At 73.5% G+C, this 18,579-nt stretch carries 24 protein-coding genes; 5 read left to right on the top strand and 19 right to left on the bottom strand.

The features are described from left to right. The first annotated feature begins 41 nt into the window (after positions 1-41). Genes Gocc_RS16845 through Gocc_RS02140 form a run of 3 tightly spaced genes read left to right on the top strand, consistent with a single transcriptional unit; the run spans position 42 to position 2,543 of the window. A complete protein-coding gene (locus Gocc_RS16845) occupies positions 42-398 on the top strand; it encodes a flagellar protein FlaG (RefSeq protein ID WP_114794876.1) in 357 nt (118 codons plus the stop codon). Between the two features lie 10 nt (positions 399-408). Further along, complete coding sequence (fliD, locus tag Gocc_RS02145; RefSeq protein WP_114794875.1) at positions 409-1,767, top strand: flagellar filament capping protein FliD; 1,359 nt, start codon at positions 409-411, stop codon at positions 1,765-1,767. Positions 1,768-1,820: 53 nt separating this feature from the next. Beyond that, positions 1,821-2,543, top strand: coding sequence for a class I SAM-dependent methyltransferase (locus Gocc_RS02140; RefSeq protein WP_114794874.1), 723 nt, complete (start codon positions 1,821-1,823; stop codon positions 2,541-2,543). 28 nt (positions 2,544-2,571) lie between these two features. On the opposite strand, the gene Gocc_RS02135 is transcribed toward Gocc_RS02140, so the two are convergent. Further along, positions 2,572-4,872: a glycosyltransferase gene (locus tag Gocc_RS02135; protein ID WP_114794873.1), complete on the bottom strand. Its 2,301-nt coding sequence runs from the start codon at positions 4,870-4,872 to the stop codon at positions 2,572-2,574. A 95-nt stretch (positions 4,873-4,967) separates the two neighbouring features. Between Gocc_RS02135 and fliS the strand changes: the two genes are divergently transcribed. Together fliS and Gocc_RS02125 are read left to right on the top strand one after the other, a co-directional pair. Next, complete coding sequence (gene fliS / locus Gocc_RS02130) at positions 4,968-5,354, top strand: flagellar export chaperone FliS (protein WP_114794872.1); 387 nt, start codon at positions 4,968-4,970, stop codon at positions 5,352-5,354. Beyond that, entirely contained in the window at positions 5,332-5,652 is a 321-nt protein-coding gene (locus tag Gocc_RS02125; protein WP_114794871.1) for a hypothetical protein, read from the top strand. Before fliS ends, Gocc_RS02125 begins: the two co-directional genes overlap by 23 nt. Here the strand turns inward: Gocc_RS02125 and Gocc_RS02120 are convergent. The 18 genes from Gocc_RS02120 to Gocc_RS02035 form a co-directional block, all read right to left on the bottom strand. Further along, positions 5,631-6,200: a hypothetical protein gene (locus tag Gocc_RS02120; protein ID WP_114794870.1), complete on the bottom strand. Its 570-nt coding sequence runs from the start codon at positions 6,198-6,200 to the stop codon at positions 5,631-5,633. The genes Gocc_RS02125 and Gocc_RS02120 overlap by 22 nt on opposite strands. Beyond that, positions 6,200-6,727 carry a hypothetical protein gene (locus Gocc_RS02115; protein ID WP_114794869.1) on the bottom strand — a complete coding sequence of 176 codons (528 nt, stop codon included), beginning with the start codon at positions 6,725-6,727 and terminating at the stop codon, positions 6,200-6,202. The genes Gocc_RS02120 and Gocc_RS02115 overlap by 1 nt, the downstream gene beginning before the upstream one ends. A gap of 1 nt (position 6,728) precedes the next feature. Beyond that, positions 6,729-7,031: a hypothetical protein gene (locus Gocc_RS02110; protein ID WP_114794868.1), complete on the bottom strand. Its 303-nt coding sequence runs from the start codon at positions 7,029-7,031 to the stop codon at positions 6,729-6,731. Further along, complete coding sequence (locus Gocc_RS15630) at positions 7,028-7,366, bottom strand: hypothetical protein (RefSeq protein ID WP_147281157.1); 339 nt, start codon at positions 7,364-7,366, stop codon at positions 7,028-7,030. Before Gocc_RS15630 ends, Gocc_RS02110 begins: the two co-directional genes overlap by 4 nt. 68 nt (positions 7,367-7,434) lie before the next feature. Then, positions 7,435-8,697: a hypothetical protein gene (locus Gocc_RS02100; protein ID WP_114794867.1), complete on the bottom strand. Its 1,263-nt coding sequence runs from the start codon at positions 8,695-8,697 to the stop codon at positions 7,435-7,437. Beyond that, positions 8,694-10,736, bottom strand: a complete 2,043-nt coding sequence (gene flhA, locus Gocc_RS02095) for a flagellar biosynthesis protein FlhA (protein ID WP_114794866.1) — start codon at positions 10,734-10,736, stop codon at positions 8,694-8,696. The genes Gocc_RS02100 and flhA overlap by 4 nt, the downstream gene beginning before the upstream one ends. Continuing rightward, positions 10,733-11,797, bottom strand: a complete 1,065-nt coding sequence (flhB, locus tag Gocc_RS02090) for a flagellar biosynthesis protein FlhB (protein WP_114794865.1) — start codon at positions 11,795-11,797, stop codon at positions 10,733-10,735. The genes flhA and flhB overlap by 4 nt, the downstream gene beginning before the upstream one ends. A gap of 39 nt (positions 11,798-11,836) precedes the next feature. Next, positions 11,837-12,616: a flagellar biosynthetic protein FliR gene (gene fliR / locus Gocc_RS02085; RefSeq protein ID WP_114794864.1), complete on the bottom strand. Its 780-nt coding sequence runs from the start codon at positions 12,614-12,616 to the stop codon at positions 11,837-11,839. Continuing rightward, a complete protein-coding gene (fliQ, locus tag Gocc_RS02080; protein ID WP_114794863.1) occupies positions 12,613-12,885 on the bottom strand; it encodes a flagellar biosynthesis protein FliQ in 273 nt (90 codons plus the stop codon). The genes fliR and fliQ overlap by 4 nt, the downstream gene beginning before the upstream one ends. After that, on the bottom strand, positions 12,885-13,631 hold the full coding sequence (fliP, locus tag Gocc_RS02075) for a flagellar type III secretion system pore protein FliP (RefSeq protein ID WP_114794862.1): 747 nt from the start codon (positions 13,629-13,631) through the stop codon (positions 12,885-12,887). Before fliP ends, fliQ begins: the two co-directional genes overlap by 1 nt. Further along, a complete protein-coding gene (locus Gocc_RS02070; RefSeq protein ID WP_114794861.1) occupies positions 13,624-14,214 on the bottom strand; it encodes a FliO/MopB family protein in 591 nt (196 codons plus the stop codon). The genes fliP and Gocc_RS02070 overlap by 8 nt, the downstream gene beginning before the upstream one ends. Further along, a complete protein-coding gene (fliN, locus tag Gocc_RS02065; RefSeq protein ID WP_220150392.1) occupies positions 14,192-14,611 on the bottom strand; it encodes a flagellar motor switch protein FliN in 420 nt (139 codons plus the stop codon). Before fliN ends, Gocc_RS02070 begins: the two co-directional genes overlap by 23 nt. Before the next feature lie 139 nt (positions 14,612-14,750). Then, complete coding sequence (locus Gocc_RS02060) at positions 14,751-15,182, bottom strand: hypothetical protein (RefSeq protein ID WP_114794859.1); 432 nt, start codon at positions 15,180-15,182, stop codon at positions 14,751-14,753. Then, positions 15,179-16,174, bottom strand: coding sequence for a flagellar motor switch protein FliM (locus Gocc_RS02055; RefSeq protein ID WP_114794858.1), 996 nt, complete (start codon positions 16,172-16,174; stop codon positions 15,179-15,181). The genes Gocc_RS02060 and Gocc_RS02055 overlap by 4 nt, the downstream gene beginning before the upstream one ends. Continuing rightward, on the bottom strand, positions 16,171-16,620 hold the full coding sequence (locus Gocc_RS02050; RefSeq protein WP_114794857.1) for a flagellar basal body-associated FliL family protein: 450 nt from the start codon (positions 16,618-16,620) through the stop codon (positions 16,171-16,173). The genes Gocc_RS02055 and Gocc_RS02050 overlap by 4 nt, the downstream gene beginning before the upstream one ends. A gap of 15 nt (positions 16,621-16,635) precedes the next feature. Next, the gene (locus tag Gocc_RS02045) at positions 16,636-17,442 is read right to left on the bottom strand and encodes an OmpA/MotB family protein (RefSeq protein WP_114794856.1); all 807 of its coding nucleotides are present in this window, start codon (positions 17,440-17,442) and stop codon (positions 16,636-16,638) included. Continuing rightward, positions 17,439-18,254, bottom strand: a complete 816-nt coding sequence (locus Gocc_RS02040) for a flagellar motor protein (protein ID WP_114795140.1) — start codon at positions 18,252-18,254, stop codon at positions 17,439-17,441. The genes Gocc_RS02045 and Gocc_RS02040 overlap by 4 nt, the downstream gene beginning before the upstream one ends. A gap of 121 nt (positions 18,255-18,375) precedes the next feature. Then, on the bottom strand, positions 18,376-18,570 hold the full coding sequence (locus tag Gocc_RS02035) for a flagellar FlbD family protein (RefSeq protein ID WP_114794855.1): 195 nt from the start codon (positions 18,568-18,570) through the stop codon (positions 18,376-18,378). Positions 18,571-18,579 lie beyond the last annotated feature (9 nt).

Genomic DNA, 18,579 nt, shown 5'->3' with positions numbered 1-18,579 from the left:
CTGCACGGAGGCGCTCGAAACCCATTTTCGCAAGGACGCGAATGAACATCTCAGGCTTCGACACCGTTTCAGGTCGCGACGGCTCGCCGCCGCCCGCGGATGCCGCCGCACGGAGGGCGACCGGGTCGGCCGCCCCGCCCCAGCCGCCCCGCCCCGAGCCTGACGCAGCGGTGATGCGCGAGGCGTCGCGCACGATCGAGCGCATCCTCGCCTCACGCGACCTGCACCTGCGCTTCAGCGTCGAGGAGGATGCGGCCGGCCCCGACCGGATCGTGATCGAGCTCGTCGACGAGAGCAGCGGCGGCGTCGTCAGGCGAATCCCCCCGCAGACGCTGGTGACCATCGCCTCCGGCATGGAAGATCTCGCGGGGCTCGTCGTCGACCGTCAAGCCGTCTAGGGAGGAAGCCGTGTCGATCGTCAACTTCGGTGGGCTCTTCAGCGGGATCGACACGAACTCGATCATCCAGCAGCTGCTCGTGATCGAGCGCCAGCCCCAGGCTCTGGTCAAGCAGCGCCAGGAGCTCGCGAAGACGCGCGAGGCCGCGATCCGCGACGTCAACACGCGCCTGCTCAACCTGAAGACGGCCGCGAAGGCGCTCGGGGAAGCGTCCCTCTTCGCCAAGGTCGCGACCGTCACCTCCTCCGACGCCACCACCGTGTCCGCGAGCGCCGCGGGGACGCCGGTCGCGGGCGCGTACGCCGTGACGGCGACCCAGCTCGCGCGCAACGAGATCAAGACGCAGGGCAGCGCGATCACGCAGGCCGCGAGCGCGGACACGCTCTCCTTCTCGCTCGACGGAGGGCCCGCGAAGACGGTTGCGATCGCGGCTGCGGATTCCCTGGCCACGATCGCCGACAAGATCAACAAGGCGGCGATCGGCGTCAACGCCGCGGTCGTCGACGGGAAGCTGCGGATCGACGCGGCCGCGACGATCGCCGTCTCCGACGGCAACACGACGAACGGGTACGACCTCGCCGCCGACCTCGGCTTCACGACCACGCAGACGCACCTCGATTCGAGCTTCACCGTGAACGGGACGTCGTACACGCGCCCGACGAACACGATCGCGGACGTCGTGCCCGGCGTCAGCTTCACGCTCCTCAAGCTCGCCTCCGCGACCCTGACCGTGAGCCAGCCGGCGGTCGACTCGGCGAAGGTGAAGGAGAAGGTGCAGGCCTTCGTCGACCAGTACAACTCGACGTTCTCCTTCGTCCGCGACAAGGTGAACGAGGCGAAGGTCGTCCCCGCCAAGACGACGGCCGACCAGCTCAAGGGAGCGCTGCGCAGCGACATGGGCCTGGGCTGGATCCTGCGCGACCTCCGGCAGGCGCTCGCCGGCGCCGTCAGCGGCCTCGCCGCCGCGACCGACGAGTTCGCCGAGATCGGGATCAGCACCGGGAAGTCGACCGGCGTGCTCACGGCGAGCGCGAACAGCGGCACGCTCGTGCTCGACACGACGAAGCTCGAGCAGGCGCTCAAGGACAACCCGCAGGCGGTGCAGGATCTCTTCCAGCGCGTCGGCGCGAGCTCCGCGGAGCACGGCCTCGTCCGCCGCCTGACCGACATCATCGACCCGCTTACCCAGGCCGGCGGCGTGCTCGCGGCGCGGATCGACGGCTACGTGGCCGACGCGACGCGCCTCGACTCGCGCCTCGCCGACCTCGAGCGGCAGGTGCTGCTGCGCGAGAAGAGGTGGCGCGCGCAGTTCTCGGCGATGGAGCGGCTGATCGGCGGCTACCAGAAGAGCAGCTCGCTCTTCGGCTAAGCGCCGCACGCGTGCGCCCTCAACCGCACGTCGCCGCCGCCGATGAGTAGGCCATGACCGATCGAGGGACGACTCCCGTCTCCGACCCCCGAAGGGGCGGCCACATCGCGGACACGAACGACCGCTACTACCTGGCCTCCCGGCCCGAGCTGCGCCGTCTCGTCCCCTCAGGGGCGCGGCGCGCGCTCGACGTCGGCTGTGGGATCGGCAACCTGGGCGCGGCTCTCAGGGAGGAAGCGGGCATCGAGGCCCACGGTCTCGAGCTCTATCCCGACGCCGCGGCGGAGGCCCGTGCACGGCTCGACTCGGTGGTGGAGGGCGACCTCGACCACCTGACGGAGCTGCCGTTCCCCGACGGGTACTTCGACTGCATGCTCTTCGGCGACGTCCTGGAGCACCTCCACGACCCGACCCGCGCACTCGGGATGCTGAGCCGCTACCTCGCCGACGACGGCACCCTGATCTGCTCGATCCCGAACGTCGGGCACTGGTCGGTTCTGACCATGCTCCTGGGACACGGACGCTGGCAATACGAGGAGCGCGGGTTGCTCGACCGGACGCACGTCACCTTCTTCACCCTCGCCGAGATCATCGAGATGCTCGAGTCGACCGGCTTCGAGCTCGACACGCTCGAGGCGACCCAGGTCGGCGACTCGCCGGCCGTCGAGCCGCTGGTCGCGTGCGCGGCAGCGCTCGGGGCGCGGCCCGATCGAATGCGCCGGCAGCTGCTCGCCTACCAGTACATCCTCCGCGCCCACCGCACCGGCTCACCGTAGACGCCGGGCGGGGCCGGTCGCCGCTCCGTCAGCTCGCCAGAATGGCCGGTAGCGCAGCCGACGTCGGATCGTCGATCGTGCGCAGACCCGTCCTGCGCGCAGCGGCAGCCACGTCCGGGGGAGCGGCAGGCGCGGCAAGCCAGGCGTCCGCATGCCAGACGAGCGCCGACGGGTCGACGGGCCCGTCGACGAGGACGATCTCCGCCGTCCCCCCTTTCGCGTCTCCGAGCACTGCGAGCAGCCGCTCGGCGGCCGCGGACGCGTCCGCTCCCGGTGCGTATGCGAGGAGCGAGACGCCGTCGCCGGCCGAGAACGACCCGGCGAACGCGAGCAGGGCGTCCTGCCAGCCCTCGCCGTCGGGATCGAAGGCCAGGAGGAGATTCCGCCGCCCGGCGCCCTCGATCTCGAGCTCGGGCAGCCAGCCGGCCGTGAGACGCACCGCGTGCCGCGCGGGGTCGAACGCTCCCGCCCGGGCCATGATCGAGGCCGGGTCGTAGCCGCCCGCGGCCCACTCGTCCGCCGCGATCCCCCACTTGTCGGCGAAGATGCGCCAGTTCTCGTCCAGGCTGCGGGCGTAGTCGACGCCCTCGCCGGCGAAGGTGCGCGAGCCGTAGTGGTGCACGAAGACGTCGTCGGCGAGCCAGAGCACGTAGCCGGCGAGGCGGAGCCGCAGGCAGAGGTCGTCGTCCTCGAAGTTGCCGCTGCCGAAGCGCGGGTCGAAGCCCCCAACCCGCTCGAGCGCCTCGCGCGTGACGGCGAGGCAGAAGCCGACGAGCCGGTCCGTCTCGCGGCCGACGCCTGCGAGCGCCTCCGCGCGCCCGGCGGCGAACGCGTCCAGCCCGTCGAGGTCCGGCGTGTACGGGACGGGGAGCAGGATCTGCTCGCCCCCGACCGAGTTCGAGCGCGGGCCGACGGCGCCGCGCCTCGGATCGGCGGCGAGCAGCGCGCGCGTGCGGCCGATCCAGCCGGGCGTGACGACCGTGTCGTTGTTGAGGAAGACGACCACGTCGCCGCGCGCCCGCAGCGCGCCCTGGTTGCAGCCGATCGCGAAGCCGAGGTTCGCGCCGTTCTCGATCACCGTGGCGCCGGAGAGCCCGCGCAGGTACTCGAGCGTCCCGTCGCTGGAGCCGTTGTCGACGAAGACGAGATCGTGCGGCTCCGGGGTGTGGCGCTCGATGCTCTCCACGCACTCGCGCGTGTAGCGGAGCTGGTTGCGCGTGAGGATGACGATGCTCGTGAGCCCGGGCGCGGCGGCCGGGAGCGCGGCGGGCACGTGGACGCCGCTCGCGCGCCGCCGCACGTCCCAGCCGGCGAGCGCCTGCAGCAGCATGTCCATGCGGTGCGCGTACGTGTGCCGCCCGGCCGCCTCGGCGGCGGCGGCGCGGCCGCGCTCGCGCAGCGCCTCGCGGTCGTCGAGCAACTCGAGCATCCGGTCGCCGAGCACGCCGACCGACCGCTCCGAGAAGAAGGAGCCGCGCTCGTCGCGCTCGGGATCGACCACCTGAAAGCCGCCGGCGCCCGCGATCTCGAAGGTGCGGTTGTTGAGCGAGCGTCCGACGACGCCCGTGCGGTTCGAGAAGGACGCCTCGACCGAGTCGCGGTGCACGTTGAGGTTGAGCGCCGCGCCCGCGTAGAAGAGCGCCGCCTCCTCCGGGCCGACGATGCGGTCGTCGACGAAGCGGTGCAGCTCGCGCGGCAGCCGCTCCCACCAACGGCCCACGATGCGCACGTCGAGCCCGGCGAGCGCCGGAGCGAGACCGGCGAGCACCTCGAGGCGGCGAGGGAAAGCGGATCCGAGCACGCACACGTCGCTGCGGTACTCCGGCGGCACGTCGGCGCGCGGCCGGAAGACGTAGGGGTCGTACCCGAGTGGCAGGTAGAGGCACGGCGTCCCCCCCGCCTCGTACACCGGCGCGCACGAGCGCTCGATCGTCGCCACCGCGCCGTACGATGCGGACACCTCGAGGCTCCAGTCGAGCTCGTAGGGATCCTCGCACGTCCAGAGGACGGGGAACACGCCGCAGGCGCGTAGGCGCTGGACGGCGAACGAGGGGAAGAGGCGGCCGTGGAAGACGAGCGCGACATCCGGCGCGTGCGCGGCGACGGCCTCGTCGACGAATGCGAGGAACCGCGCGGCGGCCGAATCGGTGGAGGAGAGGCTTCCCTCCCGAAGCTTCCGCGCCGCCGCGGCGTCCAGGCAGCGCTCGAGCTCGAGCAGCCCGGCGGCAGCTCGCCGCTGCGCGAGCGCGCGGCCGACCGCCTCCTCGAGGGGCGCGTGCGGCCAGCCGAAGCCGCTCGTCACCAGCATGATGCGCGGGCGCGCGGACACGCGCGCTGTGTCGGCTGCGGCGGGCCGGGCTTGAGGGTGGCTCGCCGCCGAACTCGGCCTCAAACCCTCCGCCCGGCAGCCGACACCCGTCTTGCATGAGCGCCCACGCCGCCCAGCTAGCAACGGACGCCTACCTCGCCGAAACCGTCAAGAGCGCCCGTCGCGAAGAGCTGCCGCTCCTCCTGTTCGACGGCGCGCTGCGGTTCCTCGGCCGCGCCCAGGCGCTGGCCGCGCAGGGGAGCGCCGAGGCGTTCGGGCACCAGATCGCCCGCGCCCAGGCGGTCGTCGACGAGCTCAACGTCTCGCTCGACCTCGAGCAGGGGGGCGAGATCGCGCGCAACCTCCGCGACATCTACGTCTTCGTCAACGGGCACCTCGCCTCGGCGCTGGTGGCGCGCGACGCCCGCAAGGTCGGCGAGGCCGCAGGGCTCCTGCGCGAGCTGCGCGACGGCTACGAGCATGCCCTCCGCTCGCGCGGCTAGCCCCGACTGGCAGGCGGTCCTCGTGGGACTGCGCCGCGAGCGCGAGCTGCTCGAGGAGGGGCGCTGGGAGGAGGCGCTGCCGCTTGCCGAGCGGCGCGCGGACGCGGAGCGCTCCCTCGCGGACGCCTCCGCGCCCGAGGGCGTGCGGCGGGCGCTCGCGGCCGAGCTCGAGGGGTGCCTGGTGGCCGCCGAGGCGCTGCGCCGCGAGGCGGTCGAGGCGCTCGGCGGGCTCGCCCGGTACCGCGAGGAGCTGCGGGCGCGGCCCGCGGCCGCCGCCTACCTCGACCGGCGCGCCTGATCGTCCGCGGCGACGACGGCGGTGGCGAGCCTGCCGCTGCGCTCGTCGCGCCCGACGACGAGCGTCCCCAGCCGCACCGGCCTCCGGTCGGGCAGCACCGTGAACTCGATCGCCCCGTCGCGCTGGGTGAGGGAGACGAGGTGCGTGACCGGGGCGCGCTCGTAGATCCCGACCAGCGTCAGCCGCTCGACCGCGAGGCCGGGATTGGCGGCGAGCAGCGCCCGCACGAGCCAGGCGAGCCGCTGGCGGGGCACGTCGCCGAGCGGCAGGCTCTCGCGAAGCAGGCGCGCGCGCAGGGGCGGGAAGGGCCCGCGCCGCGCCTTGGGCACGATCGTGGACGCCGGCAGGCGCACGGCGACGGCGCGCGGCTGCTCGAGCGCGAGCGTCAGGTGGCGGACGTCGGGCCGGCTCGGTCCGGGCTCGGCGCGGACCAGCGTTACCGGGAAAGGAAGCTCGGTGCGGCGGACCGGTGGCGGCGCGAAGATCGTGTGCCCGACGACGGGGAGCGGGAGCGGCACGCGCCGCGCCGGCGCGGTGCGGCCGCGCATCAGGCGGCCTTGTGGTCGCTCGCCACGACCGTGAGCGCCGCGCGGACGCGAGCCAGCGGCTCGAGCAGGTCGAGCTGCCGGACGGCACCGGCGAGCAGTGCCTCGCTCGACTCCCCGGCGAGCCGCAGCCGGAGGACGCGACCGCCGGGGGCGCGCGCCACCAGGTCGCCGTCGGTCGTCCGCGCGAGCTCGCCGCCTGCCCGCACCCCCGTCGCGGTACCGGCCGAAACGAGGACGCCGGGGATCCGCTTCGGCACCATCGGCAGCAGCTCCTCGTCGTCGACGGCGACGAGCGCGGGCTGCTTCTCCGCGAGCCGGAGCAGGCTCGTGATCACGCGCTCCTGCTTCAGGTAGCGCTTGAGCGAGTCGCCGATGAGGGCGCGCTGGAGTCTCGTCGGCGCGAACGGCTCCGTGTGGACGAACTCGATCGGCAGGCCGAGCGCGTCGGTCACGAGCAGGCCGGCGAGGTGCGTGCGGCCGCCGCCGCCGACGGCGAGGAAGCCGTAGTGCGTGGGCTGAAGCGCCATCTCAGGCGGTGACGTCGAGGCTCGAGCCGGCGCCGGGATCGCTGCCGCGCCGCGACGCGGGGCGGCGGCGGCGCCGTCGGGACGACTCCTCGCGCCCCTGCTCGCGGACGCGGTCGCCCGCGTGGAAGGTCTTCTCCGTCCCGGCGACCCGCTCGGCCTTTGCCGCCGCCTCCCGCTGGGCGATCCCGGCGAGCTGCTGCGCGGCCTCCTGCTGGGCCTGCTGGCTCTGGATCTGCTTGACCCGCTGCGCCTGGTCGCTGCCGGCCGCGACCTGCTGGAGGCTGATCGGCTGCACGCCGCTCACATTTCACCGTCTCTGGCGCTCGCGCGCGTCAACTCGCCGCGCTGCAGCGAGCGCAGCAGCTCGGAACGCAGCCAGGCGGCGAAGCCGAGGGCCACGGCCCAGACGGCGAGCGCGCTCGCCGCGCCCGCGGCGAGGCCGCGGAGGACGGCCTCCGGAAGTCCGTAGCCGAGGCGGAGGGAGCCGTAGGACGCGACGAAGAAGGCGGCGAGCGCGCCCGCCGAGCGGGCGCGGCGGACCAGGAGCGCGACCGCTTCCGGGTCCGGCCAGCGCCGCGGGAGGCCGGACGGAGCAGCTCGGGGGGCGGTGCGGGTGCCGGCTCCGTCGTGGTCGTTCATCGCTCTCCCTCCGCGCTCTTCGGGTCGTACGCTTGTCGGCGGGCTGGAGCGCCACTTGAGGGCGGCCTCTACGGGAGGACCAGCCGCGCCAGCGTCTGCGGGTCGAGGGCGACGAGCCCGGCGGGTGGGATGTCGCCGCAGCCCGACGCGAAGGCCAGCGGCTTCGCCTGCGAGACGCCGAGGTTGGCGAGCACGCCGGCGCCGGCCGCCAGGTCGAGTCGCGTGACCGCGAGCGCGTCCGCCAGGCGCCGCCAGGCGCGGGCCTCGGCGAGCGAGGAGGAGGTCTCCGCGTCGCCCGCGAGGGCGACGAGGGTGCGCGCGCCGCCGAGCGCCGCCTTGAGGGCGTTCAGGCCGGCAAGGGTGCTCTCGCCTGCCGGATCGAGCGCGGGCGCGTCGGCGACGACGAACGGGTCGCCGTCGCGGACGCTCTCGGAGAGCGGGCGGCCGAGCCGGCCGATCCGCTCGAAGCCGGCGCCGCAGGAGCGGGCCGTCTCGCGCAGGGACTCGACACCCGCTTCTCCCTGCGGGCCCACCGCGATCGCCGCGACACGATGGCCCGCCGCGGCGTACGCCCTGACGAGCTTCGCCGCGAGCGCGCTCTTGCCCGAGCCGGGCGGTCCCGCGACGACGAGCGCGCCGCGGCCGAGGAGGCGGCCGAGCGGTGCAGTACGTACGCGCCGGGCGAGGGCCGCCCTCACGAGCTCCCGGCTCTCGCCGGCGGAACCGAAGACGTGGCCGTGCCGCTCGACCTCCTCGAGGAGGTCTGCGGCGAGATCGGCGCCGACACCGGCCTGGAGAAGCTCGAGCGCGAGGTCCGCCGCGGCGCCGCGGCGGCGCAGCTCGTCGGAGAGGAGCCGCACCGCCGCGCGGCCGCCCCGGCGCTCGAGGGTCGCGAGCCCTGTGTCCTCGGGCGCCACCGGCGCCTCGGGCTCGGGCACGAGGTCGGTGAGGGCACGCTCGAAGTCGAACTCGTCGCCGCGCGCGTGAGCGGGCTCGCCCGGAGCGGCCTCCCGCGCGCGCGCCGCGACCCGCGCGCGCGCGGGCGCCAGATCCCCGATCAGGTCGGGCGCGGCCGCGGCTCCGGCGGAGCCGTAGGCCGAGACGGCCGCCGCCGCGACGCGCCGCGGCGGCGGTGCGGGCCGCTCAACGGCCTCCTCGAGGCCGGCGACGGCGAGGATCTCGGCCACCTGGCGCTGGAAGAAGCCGCCGATCCCGCCCTCGAGGCGGACGCGGCGGTCGACGATGCGAACGTCCTCGCCGAGCTCGGCGCGGGCCTGCGCCTCGACCCGCTCCAGCGAGGGGCCGCTGAAGGCCCGGACGGTGTAGCTCATGCGCTGATGACCCCCACGGTCTGGACGTTGGCGGCCGGCGGCACCTCCTGGTAGGCCAGCACGGCGAGACGCGGCGCCACCTGGCGCAGCAGTGCGTGGACGTGCCGGCGGATCGTGCCCGAGCAGATGACGACCGCGTTCGCGTCGGTGGCCTGCGCTTCCTCGAGCGCGTCGCGCGCAGCCTGGAGCACCGCGTGCGCGCGCTGCGGGGGCAGCGCGAAGACCTGGCCCTGGGAGGTGTGCGAGACGCTGTCTGCGAGCTCCTGCTCGAGTGACGGCGAGAGCACGAGCGCGGCGAGCGTGCGGTCCCGGCCCAGGTGGGGCTTCGCGATCGTGCGTCCGAGGGCGACGCGGGCGGCGTCGGCGAGCAGCGCGGTGTCCTTGGTGTGGCGGGCGGCGTCGGCGATCGTCTCGCAGATCGTGCCCAGATCGCGGATCGGCACGCCCTCGCGCAGCAGGAGCTGCAGGACGCGCTGTACCTCGCCCGTCGAGAGCATGTCCGGGACGAGCTCGCCGACGGCCGCCGGCTGCGTCTCCTTGAGGTCGTCGAGGAGCTCCTTGACCGCGTCTCGCGTCAGCAGCTCGTCCGCGTGCTCCTTGATCACCTGGCTGAGGTGGGTCGCCGCCTGCGCGGCGGGGTCGACCACCGTGTAGCCGAGCGCGAGCGCCTGCTCGCGGTGCTGCTCCGCGATCCAGGTCGCCGGCAGGCCGAAGGCCGGCTCGACGGTGGGCGTGCCCGGCAGCTCCGGGGCCTCCCCGGACGGGTCGAGCGCCAGCAGGTAGCCCGGGCGCAGCTCGCCGGCGGCCACGGTCTCGCCCTTGATCTTGATCGCGTACTCGGTGGCGTCGAGCTCGATGTTGTCCCGCACGCGGACGGGCGGCAGCACGATGCCGAGCTCGCCGGCGACGTTCCGGCGGATGAGCCCGACGCGCCCGAGCAGCTCGCCGTCCGCCGACTCGTCGACGAGCGGGACGAGCCCGTAGCCGACGGCGAGCTCGAGGAGGTCGACGCCGAGGAGCCCGCGCACGCCCGCCGGCGACGAATCGGGATCGGCGATCTCCTCGGCCGGAACGGCGGCCGTGGCCTGTGTCCGCCTGCGGACGACGAGCCCGGCGCCGACGAGCACGGCGGCGAGCGCGAAGAAAGGCAGCTTGGGCAGGCCGGGCACGAGCGCGAGCCCGAGCAGCGCGGCCCCCGCGACGAGAAGCGGCTGCGCCTGCGCACCGAGCTGGGAGGTGAGCTCCCGTGCGAGCGGGACATTGCTCGCTGCGCGGGTGACGATGATGCCGGTCGCGGTCGAGACGAGCAGGGCCGGCACCTGCGCGGCGAGGCCGTCGCCGATCGTGAGGATGGAATACACGTGCACCGCCTCGCCGATCGAGAGCCCGTTCTGGAGCACGCCGATCGTGATCCCTCCGAGCAGGTTGATCGCCACGATGACGACCGCGGCGATGGCGTCGCCCTTGACGAACTTGCTCGCGCCGTCCATCGCGCCGTAGAAGTCGGCCTCGCGCTCGAGGTTGGTGCGGCGGCGGCGCGCGTCCTCCTCCGTGATCTGGCCCGAGTTGAGGTCGACGTCGATCGCCATCTGCTTGCCCGGGATGGCGTCGAGGGTGAAGCGGGCCGCGACCTCCGCCACCCGCGTCGCGCCGGCCGTGATGACCACGAACTGGATCACGACGAGGATGAGGAAGACGACGAGCCCGACGACGAGGTTGCCGCCGACGACGAAGCCGCCGAAGGCCGAGATGACGCTCCCGGCGTCGCCGTGGAGCAGCACGAGGCGCGTGACGCTGACGTTGATCGCCAGGCGGAAGAGCGTCGTGACGAGCAGCAGGCTCGGGAAGGCGCTGATCTCGAGCGGCTCGAGCACGTAGATCGCGGTGAGCAGGATCACGAGCCCCGCGGCGATGTTGAGCGCGATCAGCACGTCGAGCAGCGCGGCCGGCAGCGGGATGACGAGCATCACCACGACGAGCACGATCGCCGCGGCGGCCGCCAGGTCGGTGTGGCGCGTCAGGCGGGCGACGGCGGTCATGCGACCCTCGGCCGGCGGTTCTCGAGCCGGTAGACGAACGCGAGCACCTCGGCCACGGCGGCGAAGAGATCCTCGGGGATCTCGGCGCCGACCTCGACGCTGCGGTAGAGCGCGCGCGCCAGCGGCGGGTTCTCGACGCGCGGCACGCGGCTCGCATGGGCGATCTCCCGGATCTTCGCCGCGACGAGGTCCCGCCCCTTCGCGACGACCTTGGGCGTGCCTTCGCTCTCGACGTACCGCAGCGCGACCGCGAAGTGGGTCGGGTTCGTGACGACGACGTCGGCGCCGGGAACGTCGAGGAGCATCCGGCCGCGCGCCGCCGCGCGCTGGGCCTGCTTCAACCGGCCGCGCAGCAGCGGGTTCATGTCCGTCTGCTTCGACTCCTCCTTGACCTCCTGCCGCGTCATCATCAGCTCCTTGCGGTGCCGGCGGCGCTGCCAACCGTAGTCGGCGAGCGCGATCAGCCCGAGCGCCGCGCCGATCTTGAGTCCCACGCCGGCGGCGAGCGCCGCCGTGAAGGCGAGCAGCACGCCGGGCTCCCCCCAGGAGAGGGACAGGATCGCGTCCCACTCGGCGCGGACGGCGAGGAAGGCGATCACGCCGATCGCCCCCAGCTTTGCCAGGTTCTTCGCGAACTCGGCCACGGCCCTGGGGCCGAGCAGGCGCTTGGCGCCGGCCACGGGGCTGACCCGGCTGAACGACGGCTTGAGACCCTGGGGCGTCAGGCGCAGGCCCACCTGCGCGACGTTGCCGGCGATGCCGAGCAGCGCGGCGGCGCCGAGCACCGGCGCCGAGGCGAGTCCGATCGCGACGAGGGCGTCGCGCGCGATCGCGGCCACGGAGGAGGCGCTGAGCTCCGGGGCGCCGCCGAGCGTCAGCCCGCTCGCGAGCGTCTCGCGGAGCCGCCCGAATACCCACGGCGCGGTGGCCGCCAGCACCACGAACCCGCCCAGCAGGGCGATCGCGGCGCCGACGTCGGCCGAGCGCGCGACCTGGCCGCGCGTGCGGGCGTCCGCGCGGCGCTTGGGGGTCGGCTGTTCGGTTCTCTCCTGTGCAGGCACGGGTCGCTGGGCGGTCTATCGGCGGCCGGCGTCGCCGCTTTAGCGCGGGAGCAGGTTGACCGCGAGGTCGCTCATGCCGTCGAGCGCCAGCGCGAGTTGGTCGCCGAGGGAGGTGACGAACAGCGGCAGGGTCGCACCGACCGCGGCGAGGCCGACGATCGCCTTGACCGGGAAGCCGACGGCGAACAGGTTGGCCTGGGGCACCGCGCGCGAGACGAGGCCGACGGCGAGGTCGGTGACGAAGAGGCTCACGAGCACGGGCGCCGCGATCTGGACGGCCGCGGAGAAGAGCCCGGCGACGGCGTCGACCGCGTTCTCGGCGAGCGTGGAAGGGTCGGGGTACGCCGTCAGCGGGAAGAGCTCGAACGTCGAGGCCAGGCCCGCGAGCAGCAGGTGGTGTCCGTCGAGGAGGAGGAACACGAGGCTGCCGAGGATGACGTAGAGCTGGCCCAGCACGGTCGTCTGGATGTTCGAGAGCGGGTCGAGCAGGGTGGCGAGGCTGAAGCCGACGGACGTGTCGATGAGAGCGCCGGCCACCTGGACGGCCGTGAGCAGCGCCCCCACGGCCAGCGCGAGCGCGAAGCCGACGAGCAGCTCCTTGCCGGCGAGGAGCGCCAGCGCGACGCCGTCGAGCGGCAGGTCGGCGCGCACGGCGCTCGGCACGGTGGCGAGGCTGAGGACGGCGAGGATCATGATCTTCACCCGCACCGGCAGCGAGCGGCTCGAGAAGATCGGCGCGAACAGGAAGAGCCCGCTGAAGCGGGCGAGCACGAGCGCGAACGCGACCGCGTAGCCGGGATCGAGCGCCGGGAAGGTCATTTCCCGACCACGGCCGGGATGCTCTGGAACAGCTCCGTCGTGAAACCGAGCAGGCGCGAGAGCATCCACGGGCCTGCCAGCGCGAGCACGCCGATCGTCACGATGATCTTGGGGATGAACGAGAGCGTCATCTCCTGGATCTGCGTCAGGGCCTGGAAGATGCTGACGAGCAGCCCGACCGCCAGCCCGGCGACGAGCAGCGGCAGGCTGAGCTCGAGCGCGATCGCGATCGCGCGGGTGGCGAGGTCGACGGCATACGCCTGGTCCATCAGCGGAAGCTCTCCACGAGCGAGCGGGTGAGCAGGTGCCAGCCGTCCACGAGGACGAAGAGGAGGATCTTCAGCGGCAGGCTGATCATCACCGGCGGCAGCATCACCATCCCCATCCCCATCAGCACCGAGGCGACGACCATGTCGATGATCAGGAAGGGGATGTAGATCAGGAAGCCGATCTCGAACGCCGTCTTGAGCTCGCTGATCAGGAACGCCGGCATCAGCACCTGCATGGGGACGTCGGCACGGGTCTGCGGACGCTTCATGTCGGCGAGGTCGACGAAGAGCGCGATGTCCTTCTCGCTCGTCTGCGCGAACATGAACTCCCGGACCGGGCCCTGTGCGCGGTCGAGCGCCTCCGACTGCGAGATCTGCTTCTTCACGTACGGCTGCACGGCCGTCTCGTTCACGGCCTCCAGCGTCGGCGACATCACGAACAAGGTCAGGAACAGCGCGAGCCCGACGAGGATCTGATTCGGCGGCATCTGCGGCGTGCCGAGCGCGCTGCGAAGGAAGCCGAGCACGATCAGGATCCGCGCGAAGCCGGTCGTCATGATCAGGATGCTCGGCAGCAGCGTGAAGACGGTCAGCAGGACGAGGATCTGGATCGTCGTCGAAGGCTCGATCCCGCCCTGTCCGCCGACGCTCACCTGGAGGTCACCCGGCGCCGAGAGCGCAGCAGGCGCGAGCGCGCCGGCCGCGCCGGCGGCAAGGACGAGCGCGAGTGCGAGCCGCCTAGCCACGGCGGACGGTAAGGGCGCGCAGGTGCGCGAGCAGCCGGTCGAAGCCGCCCCACTGCGTGCGGGGCCTCGCGGGCGAGGACTGCGGCGCAGCGAGCGCGGCGTCGAGGCTGCCGCCGAACCCGTCCCGGGCGGGCGGGAAGAGCCGGAGCGCGTCCTCCGGCGGGATCGTGCGCAGGCGCGTGATCGCCTGGTCGGTCGAGCCGATCAGGAGTGTCTCGCCGCCGAGGCGAACGACGTAGAGCGTGCGGTTGGGGGCGAGCGGCTTGCTCGCGAGCACCTCGATCGCGTCGGCGGCGGCCGCCAGGCCGGGGAACTTCCCGCGCGCGTAGGTCTTCAGCACCCAGCGCACCGCGAGGACGAGCCCGACGATGACGAGCATGCCGACGAAGAGGCGCATCAGGCCCGCACCGGCGGACGAGGCGGCGCCCGCGCCGGCGGAGCCCTCCGGCTCCGGCAGGTTCAAGGGCGTCTGCTCGCCGGCGGCGAGGGCGGCAGGGGCTCCGGCCGCCGCCGCTGCGAGGCAGGCGACGAGCGCGCGCAGGACGTACATGCGGCGGCTCTCAGAGCACCGCCGGATCGCCATGGCGATCCTGGGCGGTCACGATCTCGGTGATCCGGACGCCGAACTCGTCGTCGATGACGACGACCTCGCCGCGGGCGAGGAGCTTGCCGTTGACGAGGATGTCGAGCGCCTCGCCGGCGAGCTTGTCGAGGCCGACGACGCTGCCGGGGGCGAGCGCCGCGAAGTCGCGGATGCTGAGCTGGGCGCGGCCGAGCTCGACCGTGACATCGAGCGGCACGTCCAGCAGGGCGCCGACGTCCGCGAGGCTGTCGCCGGATCCGCGAGAGAGCGGCGCCGTCACGGCCGCCCCGTCCGCGGGCCCGACGAGCTCGGGGGCCGCGTGGGCGTTCGCCGGCTCCGGCGTCGCCGGCGCGGCCGCGACCTCCGTCTCCTCGATCGGGCTTCCCCGCTCGGTCATCGCGTCTTCTCCCCTGCCGGCGGCGCTCATCGCGAGGCTGTGTCGGCAGGCCGCCGCCGCGCTTTAGGCTCGAGTGCCCGGTGCGACCGTGCGAGCGCCTGCGCCGGCAGCCGCGCGTGCGCGGCGCAGGAGGTACGAGCTACACCTCGCGCTCGACGCGGCGCTGGAGCCGCCCGAGCAGCTCCTCGTGCAGCGCGTCGATCCGGTCGTGCAGCTCCCGGCGACGCTCCGAGATCTCGATCTCTGCTTCGCGCAGCAGCCGGAGCAGCCGGGCGACGTCGGCGGCGGAGAACCGGTCGAGGCCGGAGCCCGGCTCCCGGGCGAGAACCGCCCGCTCCGCCCAGGCGCGAAGCTCGGCCTCCGAGGCCGCCCGCGCACGGCGGGGTGTCCGGCCGGCGGCGCTCTCGTGCGACAGGGCGATCAGCTCCGTCCGTACGCGGTCGATGAGCGCGTGCAGCGCAAGGCGCCGGTCCGAGACCGCGCGCTCCTCGACGCTCAGGGTGCGGACGAGTGCCCGGAGCTCGTCCTGGGAGAGCCCGGCGGCCGCGGCGAGGAACTGCGCCGACGTCACGATCGCGGCGACTCTCCGCCGGCAGGTCTCGTGATCTGGACGATCGAGCGCCGCCCGCTGCGGCCGGGTCGCGCGCGGAAGACCTGCTCCGAGCCCGTCCAGATGCCGATCTCCGCCTCCGACTCGACGCCGAGGCGGAGCACCGCGCCGGGCCGGAGCGCGCGGACGGCGCCGTAGGTGAGACGCACGCGGCCGAGCTCGGCGCGAAGCGTGATCGGCACGCGCGGCAGCTCCTCGTGCATGTCCTGGCGCTCCTGCCGCGCGTCCTGGTGGCGGCGGCTGAAGTACTCCTGCACGCTCAGCTTCTGGAGGACCGGCTCGAGCGTCAGGTACGGCATGAGCAGGAAGATCTCGCCCGAGTGCTCGCCGACGGTCATCTCCAGCCGCAGCATCATGCCCATCTCCGCCCCGGCCACGGCCTGCGCGAACTGGGCGCTCGGCTCGATGCCCGTGAGCTTGAACGCGAGCGGCGCGATCGCCTGCCACGCCTCGGAGAGGCTGCCGAGCATCCGTTCGACGGTCCTGTTCAGGAGTGCGATCTCGATGTCCGTCGACTCCCGCGGCGCGCCGTCCGCGTCCTCGCCGGCACCGGGATCGCCGGAGCCGCCCAGCAGGCGGTCGACGAGCGTGAGCGCGAAGCCGGAGCGGAGCCCGAGCACCGAGTTCCCGGGCAGCGGCGGCGACTGCACGACGGCGACGAGCGCGTCGGGCCCGAGCGTCTCGTGGAACTCGCCGTTCGTGCACTCCTCGGCCGCGAGCACGCGGAACTCGACGCCGGCGCGGAGCGCGGCCGAGAGCGGGATCGACGCCAGCCTGCCGAAGGTCTCGTGCAACAGCTCGATCGTGCGGAGCTGCTCCTTCGAGAACTTGTTCGGGCGATAGAAGTCGAACTTGCGCACGCGCGCGTCGCCCTCCGTGTCCTCGCTGGCAAGGATGCCGGCGATCTCGGACGGGCCGAGCTCGCGGGGGTGGCGGTGGCGGGAGGCGCTCACTGAACGGCGAAGTTGACGAAGAGGACCTCGGCGACCTTGACGTGCGCGGCTCTGCCGACCGCCTTGCGCAGCTCGGAGCGGAGCCGCTCGCGGCCGTCCGGCGAGAGGAGCTGGTCGAGCGAGTAGCGGCCGATCGTCGCGATGACGGCGTCACGCGCGGCGGCCTGCTCGCCGAGCGCCGCCTGCCCGCCGCCGCCCTTGCCGGCCTCCGCCGCGGCGAGCTCCGCGCGCGCGTCCACCTTCAGCACGATCTCGACCTTGGCGAAGCTGCCGGCGTCGCGCAGGTTGACCACGAACGGCTCGCCCAGGCCGACCTCGACGGGCGGCGCGACGGTCTTGCCCTCGGCGCCGGCGGGCCCGAGCGCGACGAACGCGACGCCTCCGGCCGCGAGCAGCAGCACGGCGGCGACCGCGATCAGCTTCTTGCCGCGAAACAGACTCTTCACGTTCTTCCTCTTCCCCTACGAGCGGCCCTCGGGCCGCAGGAGGACGATCTCGATGCGCCGGTTGCGGGCCCGGCCGGCGGCGCTGGCGTTGGTCGCCACCGGACGCTCCGCGGCGTAGCCGGCCGCGCTGAGCCGCAGGGAGGCGATCCCGTGCCGGAGCAGGTAGTGGACGACTGTGGTGCTCCGCGCGGTGGAGAGCTCCCAGTTGCTCCGGTAGCGCGCCGTGTGGATCGGCACGCTGTCCGTGTGCCCCTCGACGCGGATCGGGTTCGGCTGCGCGCGCAGGATCCGCGCGATCGGGGCGAGCAGCGCGCCGGCGCCCGGCCGGAGGTCGGCGCTCCCCACGTCGAACAGGATCCGGTCGGAGAGGATGCGCACGACGAGCCCACGCTCGTCGATGGTCGTCTCGACGGAGTCGCTCAGGCCGCGACTCGAAGCGGCCCGAGCGATGTCCGACTCGAGCTCGCGGAGCTGCCGGTTCGCGGCGGCGAGCCGCGCGAGATCGGCGGCCTCACGGGCGCCGGCCGCCTGGACCGGCTCGGTCGGGTCGATGCTGCGGTCGGCGGTCGTGTCGAGCTCGATGCTCGAGGGCGAGGCGCCGGAGTCGAGAATCGACTGCCCGCCGTCGGGAACCTTGCCGCTGAACGCCCCGGAGAGGGAGGCGCGCAGAGCGGCGAGCTTCTGCTCGCTGACGGAGCTCATCGCGTAGAGAACGATGAAGAGCGCCAGGAGCAGCGTGATCATGTCGGCGTAGGTCAGGAGCCAGCGCTCCATGCCCCCGCCCCCGTGCTCCTCTCCGCCCCCGCGCCGGCGCCGACTCATGCCGGCTCCTCGGCGGCGACCGCCGCCGCCGAATCCGCGGAGGCCTGCCGCTCCGGCTTCGGCTTCGCGGGCGGCAGGTAGCTGGCGAGCTTCTCGCCGATGATGCGCGGGTTCTCGCCCGCCTGGATGGCGAGGATGCCGTCGACGGCGAGCTCGCGCAGCTCGAGCTCCTCCTCGGAGAGCGCCTTGAGCTTGTTCGCCATCGGCAGGTAGAAGACGTTCGCCGCGGCCACGCCGTAGAGGGTGGCGATGAAGGCCACGGCGATCGACGGGCCGAGCTCGTTCGGGTCGGCGAGCTGCTCGAGCACGTGCACGAGGCCCATCACCGTGCCGATGATCCCGAGCGTCGGCGAGAAGCCGCCGGCGGTCAAGAACATCGTGTAGCCGCGCCGGTGCCGCTCGGCCATGCCGTCGATGTCGGCGCGGAGGACGTCGCGCACCACCTCCGGGTCGGTGCCGTCCACGACCATCTGGAGGCCCTTGCGCAGGAACGGGTCCGGCACCTCCGCGAGGTCCTCCTCGATCGCGAGCAGGCCCTCGCGCCGGGCACGCTCGGCGAGCCGGACGAGAGTGCCGACGACCTCCGAGCCGTCCATGCCGCGCGCGGACTTGAGGCCCTTGACGATCAGCCGCGGGACGCTCGCGAAGCCCTTGAGCCGGACGCTCGCCATCGTCACCCCGGCGGTGCCGACGAAGACGATGAAGAACGACGGCAGGTTGAGGAACGCGAGCGGGTTCCCGCCCTCGAGGATGACGGCGACGAGCAGCCCGATCAGGGCGAGCAGGATGCCGATGAGGGTGGCTGGATCCATTGCGGTCGTCGCGCGCGCCGTCACGGCGCCGCCTGACGATCAGTCGGCAGCGGCGACCGCGAGTTGAGGGCTGCACGACATGTCGTCGTCCTGGCTCTACCTCGCCGGATCAAGGGCCTCGCTAGGCGGGGGCGCCGGCCGTGCAGGCGAGGCGCCAGTCGCGCACGAGGTCCGCGATCTCGTCGGCGGACTCGGAAACGAGCAGACGCCGCGCGCTCGTGAGACGCACGACCGTGTCGGGCGTCTCCTCGACGGTTTCGATCAGGTCCGGGTTGAGCGCGAAGCGCGTGCCGTCGGGATGGTGCAGGAAGATCATGGGTCCCTC

The organism is Gaiella occulta, assembly GCF_003351045.1.
GTDB classification, from domain to species: Bacteria; Actinomycetota; Thermoleophilia; order Gaiellales; family Gaiellaceae; genus Gaiella; species Gaiella occulta.
This window is presented reverse-complemented; position numbering and strand designations above follow the sequence as displayed.